Origin of the sequence: Pseudaeromonas sharmana (assembly GCF_042649925.1) — a bacterium.
In the GTDB taxonomy this organism is placed as follows: Bacteria; Pseudomonadota; Gammaproteobacteria; order Enterobacterales; family Aeromonadaceae; genus Pseudaeromonas; species Pseudaeromonas sharmana.
The window spans coordinates 547,740-563,409 of sequence record NZ_JBHSAF010000001.1 but is presented as its reverse complement, the minus strand read 5'-3'; the positions used below and the strand labels follow the sequence as shown (position 1 = coordinate 563,409).

Here is a 15,670-nt window from a genome sequence, read left to right as displayed (position 1 = left end):
TTACTGCGCGAACCTGGCGCCAAGATGACGCCCCGCGCGAAAACCAGGCTGTGGCTTAGCCATGCCCCAGCTCGCGTGCCGGTTGCAGACCGCTGGCTCGCCATGCTGGATAGAGGGTCGCCAGCAGGCTCATCAATAGCGCAGACCCACAGACGATGATGACATCCGAACCATGCAGCTCCGACGGCAAGAAATCGATGAAATAGATGTCCGGATTGAGAAAACGGTGTCCAAGCCAGCCTTCGATGGCATGAATTGCGGCCGTCAGATAGCGTGACAAACCGGCCCCCAACACGCCTCCCAACACAGATCCCGCCAATCCATTCACCAGCCCCTGGATCATGAATGTCAAACGGATTTGCCAAGCTCCCGCCCCCATGGTCTTCAGGATGGCAATATCACTGCGCTTCTCGTTCACTGCCATCACCAGGGTCGATACGATATTAAAGCAGGCCACGGCAACCACCATCAGCATGACGACATACATGACGGTGCGTACCAGCTGGATGTCCTGATACAGATAACCCTGTGAATTTTTCCAGCTACGTACATACATAGGAGCATCCAGGCGACTGGCTGCAGCAAACGCCAGGGTCTCGGCATGCATCAGATCGGTCGTCTTCAGACTGAAGCCTTGCACCCGATCCCCCAGGTTTAACGCTTGCTGGGCATCGTTGAGATGGATAAAGCCCAGCAGGCTGTCGAGCTGCCCCCCAATCTCCAGCAGACTGACGATCCGAAAGCGGCGCTGCTGCGGCGATTTGAGCCCGGCATCCTCACCACTGGCAGTCACATCGGGCAGCATCAACGTCAAGGTATCACCAACCTGGGCGCCAAGTTTGTCAGCAATGCCCTTGCCGAGCACCATGCCATCCTCTCCGGGTTTCAGGGCAAGCAACCCCTGTCCACTCATGAAGCGCCCGGCCGCCGAGACATGGCCTTCCGCCTCAGGCAATACCGCCCGCAGTTGTACCGCTTTCATCCGCGAGCCGTTTTCCAGTAGCCCATTCAGCACGATCAATGGCGCTGCGGCGGTAATACCCGTGCTGGACTCCAGCAACTGACGTGCACTCTGCCAGTCGGCCATCTCACCGCGCACCAGCGTCGTTTCAGCATGCGGGACAACCGACAACACCCTGTTATGCAACTCTCGCTCGAAGCCATTCATCGCCGACAGGCCCAGGATCAGCGCCATAACTCCCAGCGTAATGCCAATTACGGATGACGCCGAGATAAAAGAGACAAATCCGCTGCTACGACGGGCCTGGCTGTAACGCAGACCGAGAAACAGCGCCAGAGGACGATACATTACTGCGCCTCCACGACCAGTCCATCGACCAGCGAGATGCGTCGGTGCAAACGGGCGGCCAGGGCGCGATCGTGTGTGACGACGATAAAAGCCGTACCCAGATCGGCATTGAGTTCGCACATCAGGGCATAGATGCTGTCGGCACTCTTGTGGTCAAGATTACCGGTCGGCTCATCCGCCAACACCAGCTTAGGTGCATTGACCAGCGCCCGTGCAATGGCCACACGCTGCCGCTCCCCGCCAGACAGCTCGGAGGGCTTGTGTTCAAGCCGATGACCCAGACCAACACGCTCCAGCATGGCAGCCGCCTTGGCACTGGCTACCTTGACGGCCTCACCAGCAATCAAAAGTGGCATGGCCGCATTTTCCAACGCAGTAAACTCGCCAAGCAGATGATGAAACTGATACACGAAGCCCAGTTCACGGTTGCGAAATAGCGCTTGCTCTCGTCCGGACCACTGATGAATGTCCTGAGCGCCGAACAGCACTTGGCCACTGCTCGGGGTATCCAGTGCCCCCAGCAGATGCAACAAGGTGCTCTTGCCGGAACCGGAGCTGCCGACAACCGCCAACATCTCAGCGGCAGACAAGGCCAGGTCGACACCGCGCAATACGGGTGTCTCCAGTTTGCCTTCTCGATAGGTTTTAGTCAGTCCCTGACAGGACAGCAACAGGGTTTTATTCATAACGTAACGCCTCGGCAGGTCGGATCTGAGTGGCACGATAAGCAGGATACAGAGTGGCTAAAAAGCTAATCAGCAAAGCCCCCGATGTGATGAGCAGGATTTGCGACGGCACTATGTGCACCGGCAACCCGACGCCACCAGCAGTCATATACAGGTTCAATCCCAGCAGTTGCAGCAACGGGTTGATAAACAACGCCAGCAAGACACCGAGCAGCGAGCCAATCAAGGCGCCCAGCATGCCACTCCAGGCGCCCTGAATCATGAAGATGCGCAGCACGGTCGCCCGCTGCATGCCCATGGTCCGTAAAATGGCCACTTCACCTTGTTTATCCAGCACCACCATCACCAGCGCCGAGAGGATGTTAAATGCCGCCACCATGATGATTAGCACCAGCATCAACCCCATGATTTGTTTTTCCATCGCCACGGCGCGAAATAGCTCGCCCCGTTCCTGACGCCAATCCTGCTGCTGCAGACTGGCATCCGGCAGTCGCCGGGCCAGTTCACCGACCGCAAAGGCATCCAGCATCCAGACCCGCAGGCCGGTTACCGTATTGGCGGGGTAACGCAGCAACCGACGGGCATCATCGAGGTTCACAACCACGACCTGATCATCGACATCCGCCCCCACCTCAAAGGTTCCGCTGACCGTAAACAGGCGCTGGCTCGGCATGCGGCCCATCGGCGTAAAGCGGCTTCCCTCGGCCGATAGTAGACGGACCTTGTCGCCCGGTAACACATCGAGCTTGCGCGCCAATGCGGCACCAAGAATGACGTTGAAACTCCCCGGTTTGAGGGATGCCAGACGATCCACCCCCATACTCTGGCGCAACAGATCATCCGCCGGGTAATGGTCAGGATCGATGCCCTGCAGCATGACCGCCGCCAGTTGGCCGCGCCCTTGCACCATGGCTTCGCCTCGTACCAGTGGCGCTACGGCCACAACCCCCGGCAGCGCTGAAAGCGCCGGAGCCCAGTGTGACCAGTCCGCAAGACGCCCTGCATCCTGGGTAATCACAGCATGGGGAATGACCCCGAGAATACGATTCTTCAACTGCCCTTCGAAACCATTCATCACTGAACTGACGATGATCAACGCCATCACACCAATGGCGATGCCGAAGGTTGAGAACAGTGAAATAAAAGAGGCAAAGCGGTTATCGCCGCGGGCGCCAGCATATCGTAAGCCAATTGCCAGGCTTAACGGTTGGAAGATAGAGGATTTCACGCCTTTCCCGAGCGTTGCTATTAAAGAGGGATAGCGGATAATAAATGTAAATACCTGATGGCAACAAGGAATCTCCTGTCGTGAGCGAACAGTTTTTCAGTGTGGAACACGGGATACCGCTGAATGTTGAGCCATTGCCAGCCGATTTTGTGCTGCCGACGCTCGAAGCCCTTGAGCAAGAACTGCCGGCGCCATTTCGCATCGCTGGCGCCATTACCCATGTTGATGTCGGCACGGCACGCCAATTACGCAGCATGGGAGAGGAGTTTGGCGTGCTGGTCGAGGTGATCAACCAGCAATCGGCCAAGATCAACCTGCTACTGGGCTATTTGCTGTCCCAGATGGACGAGCCTAGCCAGCGACGCATCACCAGCCGTTTTGGCGGCAGTGGCATGAGCTTTCACGATACCAACCCCTGGCCCCCGGGGAGCCTGCTCAGAATCAAACTGTTTTTAGAGGATGAAGCCTCTGCCATCTACTGTTATGGGCGGATAGTCGCCTGTCATCCCGTGCCGACAGGCTATCAGCTGGATGTCGAATACGTACGTTTGCGTCACGATGATCAGGAGTTGCTGGTTCGCGCCAGCCTGCATGTTCAGTCTCGTCAGCTCAAACTACGCGCCGAGCAACGAGCCAACCCGACAAAGTAGAAGTTAACGATAGATGAATACCCTCTTTTCTCTGGCCCCGCTGCTGGCCTCAGGTTCACGTCAGACGCTGGGCCAACTTAGCGGCAGCAGTATGTCACTGGCCATTGCCGAACTGGTTGGTGCACACGAACACCCTGTGGTCCTGTTGGTTGCGGACACCCCGACCGCGTTACGACTTGAACAGGAGGTCCGCTTTTTGCTGGCGGATCAGCATTTGCCCGTCTGGCTGTTTCCCGATTGGGAAACCCTGCCCTATGACAGCTTCTCTCCCCATCAGGACATCATCTCGCAACGGCTGGAAACCCTCTATCACCTGCCGCGCATGCGCAAAGGCGTGCTGATCCTGCCGATTGCTACCCTGATGTTGAGAACGCCGCCGCAAAGCTTTATTGACCGTTTCAGCCTGCTGGTAAAACCGGGTGATAAGCTCGATCTGCACGGGCTGCGCCAGCGACTGGAACAGGCCGGTTACCACGCCGTCGAACAGGTGCTGGAACACGGCGAGTTTGCCGCCCGCGGCTCCTTGCTGGATCTTTTCCCAATGGGGGCAACCCACCCCTATCGTATCGATTTCTTCGATGACGAGGTCGATACGCTCCGCGCCTTTGACCCAGATAGCCAGCGCTCCAGCGATCCGGTCCCGGAAGTGCGTCTGCTACCTGCACACGAATTCCCGACAGACAAGGAAGCCATAGAGCAATTTCGTCAGCGTTACCGCGAGCGGTTCGATATCAGCCGGGCGCCGGAGTGTGTCTATCAACAAGTCAGCAAGGGGATGTGGCCCGCGGGGATCGAGTACTACTTGCCGCTGTTCTTCGAACAGATGACCACCTTGCTCGACTACCTGCCACGGCAGAGCCTGCTGTTGACCTGCGGAGAGCTTCACGATGCAGGGATTGCCTTCTGGCAGGATATCGAGCGCCGCTACGAGGATCGCCGCCATGACCAGCATCGGCCGTTACTCCCGCCACGCGATCTCTATCTGCCCGTCGATGATCTGTTTGCCGCCCTCAAAGGCTATGCCCAGTTTTGCCTGCAGTCTCTCCCAGCTGAGCAGAAGGCTGGGCGGCACAATCTGCCGGTGGGTCGGCTACCGGAACTGACAATAGAAAGTCAATCCACACACCCCTTGGCGCGATTACAACAGATGTTGTCCCAGTTCAGCGGCCGTGTGCTGTTCTGTGTCGAGTCCGAAGGTCGTCGCGAATCGCTGCGCGAGCTGCTGCAACCCCTGGCGCTGGCAATACAGGAGTTCGACAGCTTAGCCCTGTTCGCCGAAGGCACGGCGCGCTGCGGGATCCTGGTCTGTCCGCTGGAGTCCGGCTTTGTGCTGCCCGAATCCGCACTGGCCGTCATCTGTGAAAACGACCTGCTGGGTGAGCGAGTCGTTCAGCGCCGCCGCCGTGATCGCGGCAAAAGCGGTGGTGGCAGTAACGATGCCATCATCCGCAATCTGGCCGAACTGTCGATTGGCCAACCGGTGGTGCATCTGGATCATGGTGTCGGCCGCTATCTGGGGTTGCAAACACTCGATGCCGGCGGCATGCCTGCCGAGTACCTGATGCTTGAATATGCCGGTCATGACAAACTGTATGTGCCCGTCACGGCGCTGCACCTGATCAGCCGCTACAGTGGCAGCGAGAACCCGCCGTTACACAAGCTCGGCAGTGAAAGCTGGAGTAAGGCGCGGCGCAAAGCCGCCGAGAAGGTACGTGATGTCGCAGCCGAGTTGCTGGATGTCTACGCTCAGCGCGCAGCAAGGAGCGGTATTGCCTTCCGCCACGACAAGCAAGCCTATGCCAAGTTTGCTGCTGGCTTCCCCTTTGAAGAAACACCGGATCAACTCAATGCCATCAATGCGGTGCTGGGTGACATGTGCCAGGCCAAAACCATGGATCGCCTGGTTTGTGGCGATGTCGGCTTCGGCAAGACGGAGGTGGCGATGCGGGCCGCCTTTGTTGCCGTACATGCCGGTCGTCAGGTAGCCGTGCTGGTACCGACAACACTGTTGGCTCAGCAACACTACGAGAACTTCCGCGATCGCTTCGCCAACTGGCCGGTGAACATTGAAGTCATGAGTCGTTTCAAAAGCGCCAAGGAGCAACAGGTTGCGCTGCAACAATTGAACGATGGCAAGCTCGATATCGTCATTGGCACCCACAAGTTGCTCTCCGAAGAGGTGCGCTTCAAAGATTTGGGGCTGTTGATCGTCGATGAGGAGCACAGATTCGGCGTCAGGCAGAAGGAACGAATCAAGGCACTGCGTGCCGATGTCGACATACTGACACTGACCGCCACGCCGATTCCGCGTACCCTGAATATGGCCATGTCCGGCATGCGCGACCTGTCCATCATCGCCACCCCCCCGGCCAAACGGCTGGCGATCAAGACCTTTGTTCGCGAATATGATAAAGCGGTGATCCGTGAAGCCGTGCTGCGCGAGCTCAAGCGCGGTGGCCAGGTGTACTACCTGCACAACAATGTCGAGAGCATCGAGGCCTGCGCGGCCACACTGACCGAGCTGTTACCTGAGGCGCGTATCAGCATCGCTCACGGTCAGATGCGTGAGCGCGAGCTGGAGAAGGTGATGAGCGATTTTTATCACCTGCGCCATAACTTGCTGGTGTGCACGACCATCATCGAGACCGGTATCGACGTGCCATCGGCCAATACCATCATCATGGAGCGCGCCGACCACCTCGGTCTGGCGCAGTTGCACCAGTTGCGCGGCCGTGTCGGCCGTTCACACCACCAGGCTTATGCCTACCTGCTGACGCCACACCCCAAACAGATGACCAAGGATGCCATCAAGCGCCTGGAAGCCATCGAATCGCTCGAAGATCTCGGCGCTGGATTTGTCCTGGCCACTCACGATCTGGAAATCCGTGGCGCCGGTGAGTTGCTCGGCGAAGAGCAGAGCGGGCAAATCGAGAGCGTCGGCTTCACCCTGTATATGGAGATGCTGGAGCAGGCGGTAAAATCCCTGCGCGAAGGGCGCGAGCCGTCGCTCGATCAGTTGCTGGGCGAACACACCGACATCGAATTACATCTGCCAGCCCTGTTACCAGAAAGCTACTTGCCGGACGTCAACATGCGTCTGTCGATCTATAAGCGCATCGCCAGCAGTGCCACGCGCGATGAACTCGATGACCTGCGCATCGAGCTCATCGATCGTTTCGGTCTATTGCCAAAACCGGCTCAGAACCTGTTACACATCGCCGAATTCCGGCAGTTGGCTACGCGTCTGGGCATCCGCCGCATTGAGGTTGGGCAAGGTGGTGGGTATATTGACTTCGCCGAACAACCCAAAGTCAGCCCGGCTTATCTGGTGGGGCTGCTGCAAAGCCAGCCTCGAGTCTACCGGATGGAAGGTCCGACCCGATTACGTTTTCAGATCCCGACCAACGAGGCCGATCAGCGCCTGACGCTGGTGCAAGATCTGCTCTGTGACATGAACAAACATGCCTGCTGAGGACATTATGCTGCGATTGGTTACCTGCCTGTTGTTATCCCTCTTCGTCTGCCTGCCAGCCCAGGCCGCCGATCCTGTCTACGAAGTCGAAGTGATCGCCTTCGTGCGGACGTCCGATCCGGCGCTGCATGGGGGTGAAGATGCCAGCCTCTCCAGCCATAGACCCAATCTCGACAGTGGTTTCGAGCTGGATATGCTCGGCGGTCTGCCGATTAACACGCTTCGACTAGGCAATGTGGCTGCCCGCTTGACGTCAGGTGGCAAGTATCAGGTCTTGCTCCATCAGGCCTGGCGACAACCGGTCGGAAGTTCTGCCAGCGCACCCTGGCTCCATATCGCCGCGGGCTCCGTGAATGCCGACGGCGGCAGCCAACCGGAGCTGGAAGGGCTGGTGAAGCTGTACCGCAACCCCAACCTGATGCTGGATGCCGATCTGCTGTATCGCCATCTGGCGTCGGCAGCACCGGCCCTCACCACACCCAAAGCCGACGATACCCAATATGCCGGCAGCACTGCCGATGAGGCGGCCGGAACAGAGTCCCCCATGCCACAACCACAGTTGCGCGAATACCCGCTGGTTGGCAGCAGCCGGGTGATGGAAGGTCAAATCACCTACTATGACAGCCCGATGCTGAGCTTGTTGGTGCAAGCCTGGCCTGTGAAATGACGCGCCAGGCCCACTGGCCGCAGCAGCTGGATCCGGATGGTTACACGGCGCTACCGGTGCCGTTGCTGATCTGTCTGTTGCTATTGAGCCGGGGTTATTGGCTGGTGCTGATGGCATTAGCCAGTCGCGCACAGAGCGCCGACCTGCTGGCACTGTTCTATCCAGAGCCGCAGCAACTTTACCTGACCTTGTTACTGGCGTTGCCTGCGACCGTCTGTTGGTTGTCTTCCGCCTATCGCCACCGAGCTGGCCACCCTGTCTATCACTGGCTATGGCGGCGAGGCTGGTGGCTGGCGCTCACCTCGGCGGGCAGTGAACTGGCGTTACAGTTGTGGACATTGCATCAGCAACGCTGGGAGATGGATGCTCCACAATTGGCCATGTTGCTGATCGGCTTCTGGTGTCTGCTGTACTTGCTATCAACGCCCCAGCTTCGTGTGCGCTTCTCGGTACTCCATCCGGAACCACCCCAGATAGCGCATGACACCTCATCGGACAAATAGCAGCACTGAGCCGTGTGACACATCGCTTCAGCCTGGACGCCAAAAACAAAAGCCACCGCTTGGGTGGCTTTGGGTTGCGCTTCGATGCAGCAGGCGTCTTAGTGCAGCTTGAGTCGTGGCCGCAGGATGCGGTTGATTTGGCCAACCAGCATCATCAAACCCGTCTTGATGTAACCATGCAGCGCCACCTGGTGCATTCGATACAACGAGATGTAAACAAAACGCGCCAGACGCCCTTCCACCATCATAGAGCCACGCATCAGGTTACCCATCAGGCTGCCGACGGTACTGAAGCGACTCATGGAAACCAGCGAGCCGTAGTCCATATAGGTGTAAGGTTTAACCTCTTTACCCTGCATCATGGCAAGAATGTTATCGAGGGCGCGATCGGCCATCTGGTGCGCCGATTGTGCACGAGGCGGTACAAACTTGCCCTCTTCCATCGGACAGGCCGCACAATCTCCAATTGCGAAGATGTGATCGTCCAGCGTGGTCTGCAACGACGTCTTCACCATCAGCTGATTGACACGGTTAGTCTCCAGGCCACCGATCTCCTTCATAAAATCAGGCGCCTTGATACCTGCCGCCCAAACCATCAGATTAGCTTCGATTAACTCGCCATCCTTGGTTTTCAGCCCTTCAGGTGTTGCCTCGCTGACAAAGGTAGCCGTGCGAACATCCACCCCCAGCTGAGTCAGCTCATGGTGCGCTGCGGCGGAAATGCGCTCTGGCAGTGCAGGCAGAATACGCGGCCCGGCTTCCACTATGGTCACCTTAAGACTGTTGCGGGACAGATTCCGGTAGCCATACGCCGCCAGCTCTTCGACCGCATTGTACAGTTCGGCGGAGAGTTCAACCCCGGTGGCCCCGGCACCCACAATGGCAATTTTCACCTGTTGTGCGGGCACGCAAGTCGCGTCACCGGGCTTGCAATCACCGGCAAACTTCAAAAACTGGTTCATCAGCAGGCCATGGAACCGGAATGCCTGATCCGGGCTGTCGAGGAAGATGCAATTATCACGCACACCCGGGGTGTTGAAATCGTTGGAAACAGAGCCCAGCGCCATCACCAGATAGTCGTACGCCAGCTCTCGCTCACCGAGTACCAACTCCCCTTTTTCACCATAGATGGGAGCCAGCACGATATGCTTGCTGTCGCGTTTGATGTTGGTCAGAGTGCCAAGCTGAAACTCGAATCCGTGATTACGCGCATGGGACTGATAGCTCAGGGCGTCAATACCGGCATCCAGGGAACCGGCCGCAACTTCATGCAGCAACGGTTTCCACAGGTGGGTACGATTACGATCTACCAGCGTGATTTGAGCCTTGCCACGCTTGCCCAGCTTGCGACCCAGTTTGGTAGCCAGCTCAAGGCCACCGGCGCCACCGCCTACAACAACAATCTTGGTCATCACTACCTTCCGTAAAAAACAAGGGGAGCTGCGATGAGCTCCCCGAAAAGAGATTCTATCAGCTCAGGACTGCTTGAAAGCCTTGATCGTCTGCAGGTGCGCGGAGATATTTTTGAACTTATGCGTCTCGCGGTCATCCCAGACGATGTTGTAATAATCTTTCAGCTCTTGCTCAGTTTGCCTATTATCCACCACTTCATCGTTAACAGAAAGGATACAAATGCAATTACCTGCATTTTTTTTACGAAATTCTGTTACACATTTCGTCGAAATATCGGTGTACTCTTCAGGCCGTTCGATGCGCCCGAGCATGGTTTGCTCGGGGTGCAGATTCGGGTTGAACATGACTTGGCGAATGCCACACAAAAAGCCGATGCGCTCACTCCAGTAGGCACCGAGCCCGACACCGCATATCAACGGTTTGGTGTCCTGACTCATCGTCAATTGCTTGTGCACTTCCTTGAGCAGATGACTCATGTCATGACGAGGATGCACAGTGCTGTAGTGAACGAAACGCACGTCCTCGTCGATAAACTGCAACTGCAGCACCTTCTCATGATTGCCCGGACTGGTTGCATCGAATCCATGCAGATAGATAATCATACTGTCCTCTCGTCACTGATAAGTCTGCGCTCTGGTAAAACCATAACAGTTATAGGTCATTACACCAAGCTCATCACGCTGCGGACAAACTGCCGCTAACAGTTGCGGTCATCAGCCTTTGTGCAACGCCTCAAGATCTGCGGCCAAATCGCTCAATCGCCCCCTGAGCTCTTCGCGCTGGCGTGGCGTCAAGGAAGCGGACAACGCAGCGAACCAGGTGACAGAACGCGCTCGGGAATCGGCCAGATACTGCCTGAAGCGCCCATCACCAAGCTCATCACCATTGAGCAGGACCAAGACCAGGCCGCGCTCAAACTCCGGAGTCCCCCGTGCGGCCAGCGTCTTCTCGACGGCCTGAACCCATACTTCCTGATAATCAAGCCAAGAGGCATAGTACTGGCGCTGCCATTGCGAGGACTGTTCAATCAAGGGTTGCTGGGCCGGGTCCAGATCGCCAATCCAGTTGCGCAAGTTCTTTTCCAGCTTCTTCTTGAAACTGGCATAGACCTTCTGGCCATTCTTCTCTTTGAACTCATCACGTTGTTCTCGCAGCTTCTTCCACCGCTCATGCACAAACTGCTGGATCTGCTCATCCGTCAAGACCACGGCAAAGCGGTTGGCCGGCGTCTTGAGCCCCTCGGCCAGCTGTCGAGAAAGGCGTTCAAAGGTTTGCAGGTGATGTTCGACTTCCGCCTCGGTCAGAGGACGTCGCAAATCGAAGCTCAAGGCGCGCAAAGCGACAACATAGTCGGGCAACGCCTGCTTACGGTGCCACTGCAACAACTCGTCCACCTGTTCACCCAGCACATTTTTCTGCTTGCGACTGAGGTCAAAGTAATCGTCCAGCTTCCAGACAATCGCCCAATCGAGCCAGTTGTAGAGCATGCGCACCGCGCAACCACTCAGTAGAAACAGACAGCACACTATCATCACGAGATGTCGCCACGAGCGCATCATCAGGCATCCTCTGCAGGCTGGCAGCGTTCCAGCAGTGTTTTATACATAGTATCGAAGCGAAGGTCTCCTGTTGACTCCCAGAATACCCGCGCCCACAACAAGGCCACAAAGTCTGCAACAACCAGCATCTGCCTGACACGTTGTAGCTCGCAGGCTCCACCTGCGGCCTGATACGCCGACAGCATCTGCTGTTGCTGCAGTCTGTCCAGTGCGAATGAACGGCAGATGACAGCCAAGTCAAACGCTGCATCGCCAAGCCCGGCGTACTCCCAATCCACCAATAGCAACGCCTCTCCCAGCACATTCTCGGGATGGATGTCATTATGGCAAAACACCGCAGGAACCGCGGGCAGCGCCATCAGTTGCGCCCGGATAGCATGGAATGTCGATAGTAGCCGGGGTTCGCGAATACAGATCCGGGCAAGATAAAACTGCAGGTGAGAGATTAGATTCAATTCTAATGCCGGTGCCGCCACTGGAATCGCATGTAGCCGAGCCACCTGGCGCGCCAACCTGGTCAACTGGTCGTCGGCCCGCCAATCGATGGCTGACCCGCCACAGTCGACCCAGTCGGTAATCAACAAACCACGTTCTGGATCGGCATAGTGCAGCGCCGGAGCCAAGCCTGCCTGTGCGGCGAGGTGGTGCAAGATCTGTTCGCGTTGCCGCCGGATCCCAAGCCGCGCGGCCATGGGCGTGCCCTGGCGCAGGAAAAAGCGCTGACCAGCGACGTCCAACCGATAACTCTGATTGGTCAAGCCACCAGAGAGCGACGTTAGTGCTCCACCGCTAAAACGTGGTGGCAAATGCGCCACCATCACTGCGCCGTCCTCGCCGGTTGCACCGTCATCGTCAGTTGTTTATGCCAAATCAGCTCGCCGCTTGCGAGCGCCATCAGGGTCATCGTCAAGGTAAAACGATGACTGCGGTTTGCAGATGCAGGCGTTAGTTGGCCGTACAGCATATGGCTGGCACCACTTTGTTTCCCGAGCCGCACCAGGGATGCCGTGGCAGCCCCCCCCTCAGCAGAGCGGTATTCCAACTGCTGACGGAGTGCTGCAACCTGTCGGGTATCGGCCAGTACAATGCCTGCCGAGTTAAGGCGCGCCATCAACGCTGTGGTGACCGCCTCGCCGTCAATGCCATCCGCGCGCTGCGCCAGCGGCGCAACCAACAATACGGCGCCGGGGGCGGCATTCAGCTCTGTTTTCGCCGAACTCTTCAAAAAAGCCTCAGCCATCCGGGTTCCTAGCGGGCGCAAATCGTATGTCACGCCAGAAACAGCGTCGTGACCACCTGCAGTCTGCTCTCCTTTGCCAGGATGCGAACTACTGACCGGAGCCTGGGTCTGGGTGTCCAGCAATTGGCTGCAACCGGTTAACAGCAACAGGCTGCACAAGAGCATGCGCCAGACATGGCGAGCAGAAAGGGCAAACACAGCGGTTAAAAAAGGCATTCCCATCAGCGAAGTCCACCTGCTTATTTGTCGTTATACCCTTGGTCAAGAACGACCGACTGCACAGCGACGGATACTCTATCTGGTCACTAAATCATGCGCCACTGGCGACCTAATCATGCGCCACAAGGCGACCTAGCGGCTTGCCACCCAGCAGGTGCATGTGCAGGTGGAAGACCTCCTGCCCACCATGCCGGTTGCAATTGACAATCAGGCGATAACCATCCTCGGCAATGCCTTCCTGCTCGGCTAACGTACGCGCTACGGTGAACAGACGCCCCAGCGCCAGCTCATCCTCTGACGTCACCTGGTTGACCGTCGGAATCACTTTGTTCGGTACGATCAGAATATGGGTGGGAGCCTGCGGCTGGATATCCCGAAATGCACTGACCAGGTCGTCCTGATACAGCAAGGTTGCCGGGATCTCCTGACGAATGATCTTGCTGAAAATGGTCTCTTCCACTGCCATAGCCGCTCCTTTTGCAAGTGTCTTGAATGTAAACGGTTTATGAATAGCCATGGCTGAGTCTGTTTGGGCAAACGAGTGTGATTCAGCTCCGGCTTTGTCTGTGCCGCCACGAAAAGTTGTTAATTATTTGACAGCTTTTACAGAAGATATACAAGGTTGGTCGTTACCCTAGACGTGAGTGTCTACTTTATTTGCGATCGATTGCAGTTAACTCGGCGGGTGTATTACATGAAAAGAATAAAACTATCGGACCTCTCGGATCTGTCTATTTTGCATCGCGTCTATCTGGGCTTTGCCGTCCTGATAGGGGTATTGATCGCAGGTTCTGTCCTTAACTATCTCAGTCAAAACCGACTGAACTCGGCGCTGGTCTCGGTCACAGAGGAAGCTTCGCCGATCGTATTGTTGGCCAACAAGCTGGAAGTCAGTCTGTTATCCACCAACAAGCGCCTGACCGATGTGTTATCGGAAAAAGATCCCGCTGAACTGGGCAAACTGAGCAAGGAGCTCCTGGTTTCCCGCAAGCTGTTTACCGAAGCGCTCGATAACTTCAAACGGCAAGCCGAACAGATGGCGCGGATTCAGCCTTATGTCGAGCCGCTTGAAAAAGCCTCCAAGACCTATCTGGATGACACGGCACAACTGGCGGAGAAACGCGCACAGCTGCTGGTGATGCTTCAGCAAACCAATAAGGCCAAGAGCGAATTCCAGACCTTCCTGCCGTTATTCAAGCAGGAACTGTCCAACATGCTGATGAACATCGACGACAGCTATGTCGCCGGGGTGTTCCGCGAGATGCAATCTCGCCAATCTCCGATCGAAGTCGTCACGCTGGATGCGTTGAACCAAACCACAACCGCACCGATTGCCGCAGCACTGGAGCGCAACCGCAAGCTGATCACTGACTACAACAAGGCAGTCTCGGATCTGAAGGTCGAGCTCCCCAATCTCGAGAACGATGTCGGCCTCTACCTGCGTAACTTTGTGCGCGACACAACCTCCGAGAAGGGATTATTGAACCGCTATCTGGATTTGGTGAAAAACCAGGTCGAGTTGGAAAACAAGGCTAAAGAGGCCAGCAAGCAGGTCGTTGCAGTCCAGGAAGAGCTGGCAAAATTGCAACAAGTGGCTCAAAACGTCATGAATCAGAGTATCGCCAACGCCAATAGCACCCTGGCGACTGGACGCATCCAACTGATTACCGGTGTTCTGTTGGCAGTTGCCTTCGCCGTGGCCGTAGCGCTCGGTCTGGCCAAGAGTATTCGTACTCCGTTGCGTCAATTGTTGAATGTCCTCAATGCGGTGACGCAAGGTGACATGACCAGCCGCGTGAATTATCACAGCCAGAATGAGTTTGGCCGTCTGGGTACCCAGGTCAATACCCTGGTCGAGCAGATGCGTGATGTGTTGAAAAAACTGTCGCTGGCGGCCAATCAGCTGAATCAAGCCGCCCATGATAACCGCACCACCGCAGAGCGCTCACGTAAGGAGCTCGATCTGCAACGCCAGGAAACCTCCAGCGTTGCAGCTGCCATGACGGAGATGGAAGCGTCGGTCCGCGAAGTGGCTCAGGCTGCACACCATACCCTGGAGCAGGTGATGGCGGTGGAAAAAGCATCCGAGGCCGGACGCAGTATTATGGCGACCAACATCTCGACCACACATCAGTTGGCCAACAAGCTGACAGAAACCGGTCGCGTCATCGGTGAAGTCAATAATATGAGTGGGAACATCGGGAATATTCTTGATGTCATCCGTGGCATTGCCGAACAGACCAACTTGCTGGCGCTCAACGCCGCGATTGAAGCGGCACGAGCTGGTGAACATGGTCGCGGATTTGCCGTCGTCGCGGACGAAGTTCGGACACTGGCTCGCCGGACCGCTGACTCCACGGCTGAAATCCGCAGCATGATCGAGGGCTTGCAGCAAGCCGTTCAACGTGCCGTTCGCGTCATGAACGAATGCAGCGGTGAAATGGAAGCCAGCGTGCAGCAGACCTCGAATGCCAACAGCTCCATGGAAGAGATTCAAGCCATCATCACCATGATCAGTGACATGTCGAGCCAGATCGCCTCGGCGGCCGAAGAGCAGCAGGCCACCAGTGCCGATATCTCCGCCAACCTCAACCGCATCTCTGATATTTCTGACTCCAACTATGAAGGGATTCAGGAGGTCGCCAAGACCAGCTCGGTACTTGATGATCTGGCCAATCAGCAACAAGGACTGGTCAAGCAATTCCAGTTGTAACCCTACCGCAC

Annotated in this window: 14 protein-coding genes; 5 read left to right on the top strand and 9 right to left on the bottom strand. The window is 56.8% G+C overall.

Annotated features, from left to right (window positions below; genetic code table 11):
- Positions 1–55: 55 nt before the first annotated feature.
- Genes lolE through ACFOSS_RS02675 form a run of 3 tightly spaced genes read right to left on the bottom strand, consistent with a single transcriptional unit; the run spans position 56 to position 3,223 of the window.
- Positions 56–1,309 carry a lipoprotein-releasing ABC transporter permease subunit LolE gene (gene lolE, locus ACFOSS_RS02685; RefSeq protein WP_377150477.1) on the bottom strand — a complete coding sequence of 418 codons (1,254 nt, stop codon included), beginning with the start codon at positions 1,307–1,309 and terminating at the stop codon, positions 56–58.
- Positions 1,309–1,995, bottom strand: a complete 687-nt coding sequence (gene lolD / locus ACFOSS_RS02680; protein ID WP_377150476.1) for a lipoprotein-releasing ABC transporter ATP-binding protein LolD — start codon at positions 1,993–1,995, stop codon at positions 1,309–1,311. The genes lolE and lolD overlap by 1 nt, the downstream gene beginning before the upstream one ends.
- Positions 1,988–3,223, bottom strand: coding sequence for a lipoprotein-releasing ABC transporter permease subunit (locus ACFOSS_RS02675; RefSeq protein ID WP_377150475.1), 1,236 nt, complete (start codon positions 3,221–3,223; stop codon positions 1,988–1,990). Before ACFOSS_RS02675 ends, lolD begins: the two co-directional genes overlap by 8 nt.
- A gap of 80 nt (positions 3,224–3,303) precedes the next feature.
- Here ACFOSS_RS02675 and ACFOSS_RS02670 point away from each other — a divergent pair, with 80 nt between their 5' ends.
- From ACFOSS_RS02670 to ACFOSS_RS02655, 4 genes are read left to right on the top strand one after another with little or no spacing between them, the layout of a single operon-like run.
- Positions 3,304–3,873: a PilZ domain-containing protein gene (locus ACFOSS_RS02670; protein ID WP_377150474.1), complete on the top strand. Its 570-nt coding sequence runs from the start codon at positions 3,304–3,306 to the stop codon at positions 3,871–3,873.
- A gap of 13 nt (positions 3,874–3,886) precedes the next feature.
- Positions 3,887–7,345, top strand: a complete 3,459-nt coding sequence (gene mfd, locus ACFOSS_RS02665; RefSeq protein ID WP_377150473.1) for a transcription-repair coupling factor — start codon at positions 3,887–3,889, stop codon at positions 7,343–7,345.
- Between the two features lie 7 nt (positions 7,346–7,352).
- Entirely contained in the window at positions 7,353–8,012 is a 660-nt protein-coding gene (locus ACFOSS_RS02660; protein WP_377150472.1) for a CsiV family protein, read from the top strand.
- Complete coding sequence (locus ACFOSS_RS02655; protein ID WP_377150471.1) at positions 8,009–8,515, top strand: DUF2919 family protein; 507 nt, start codon at positions 8,009–8,011, stop codon at positions 8,513–8,515. The genes ACFOSS_RS02660 and ACFOSS_RS02655 overlap by 4 nt, the downstream gene beginning before the upstream one ends.
- A 98-nt stretch (positions 8,516–8,613) precedes the next feature.
- Here the strand turns inward: ACFOSS_RS02655 and ACFOSS_RS02650 are convergent, their stop codons facing one another.
- The 6 genes from ACFOSS_RS02650 to hinT all read right to left on the bottom strand — a co-directional run bounded on the left by ACFOSS_RS02650 (position 8,614) and on the right by hinT (position 13,412).
- On the bottom strand, positions 8,614–9,927 hold the full coding sequence (locus tag ACFOSS_RS02650) for an NAD(P)/FAD-dependent oxidoreductase (RefSeq protein WP_377150470.1): 1,314 nt from the start codon (positions 9,925–9,927) through the stop codon (positions 8,614–8,616).
- Positions 9,928–9,990: 63 nt separating this feature from the next.
- Positions 9,991–10,530 carry an alpha/beta hydrolase YcfP gene (gene ycfP, locus ACFOSS_RS02645; RefSeq protein ID WP_377150469.1) on the bottom strand — a complete coding sequence of 180 codons (540 nt, stop codon included), beginning with the start codon at positions 10,528–10,530 and terminating at the stop codon, positions 9,991–9,993.
- A 111-nt stretch (positions 10,531–10,641) separates the two neighbouring features.
- Positions 10,642–11,487, bottom strand: coding sequence for a DUF6279 family lipoprotein (locus ACFOSS_RS02640; protein ID WP_377150468.1), 846 nt, complete (start codon positions 11,485–11,487; stop codon positions 10,642–10,644).
- Entirely contained in the window at positions 11,487–12,305 is an 819-nt protein-coding gene (locus ACFOSS_RS02635; RefSeq protein ID WP_377150648.1) for a phosphotransferase, read from the bottom strand. Before ACFOSS_RS02635 ends, ACFOSS_RS02640 begins: the two co-directional genes overlap by 1 nt.
- The gene (locus tag ACFOSS_RS02630; RefSeq protein ID WP_377150467.1) at positions 12,305–12,949 is read right to left on the bottom strand and encodes a hypothetical protein; all 645 of its coding nucleotides are present in this window, start codon (positions 12,947–12,949) and stop codon (positions 12,305–12,307) included. The genes ACFOSS_RS02635 and ACFOSS_RS02630 overlap by 1 nt, the downstream gene beginning before the upstream one ends.
- A gap of 106 nt (positions 12,950–13,055) precedes the next feature.
- A complete protein-coding gene (hinT, locus tag ACFOSS_RS02625; protein WP_377150466.1) occupies positions 13,056–13,412 on the bottom strand; it encodes a purine nucleoside phosphoramidase in 357 nt (118 codons plus the stop codon).
- 228 nt (positions 13,413–13,640) lie between these two features.
- Here hinT and ACFOSS_RS02620 point away from each other — a divergent pair, with 228 nt between their 5' ends.
- On the top strand, positions 13,641–15,659 hold the full coding sequence (locus ACFOSS_RS02620; protein WP_377150465.1) for a methyl-accepting chemotaxis protein: 2,019 nt from the start codon (positions 13,641–13,643) through the stop codon (positions 15,657–15,659).
- Positions 15,660–15,670 lie beyond the last annotated feature (11 nt).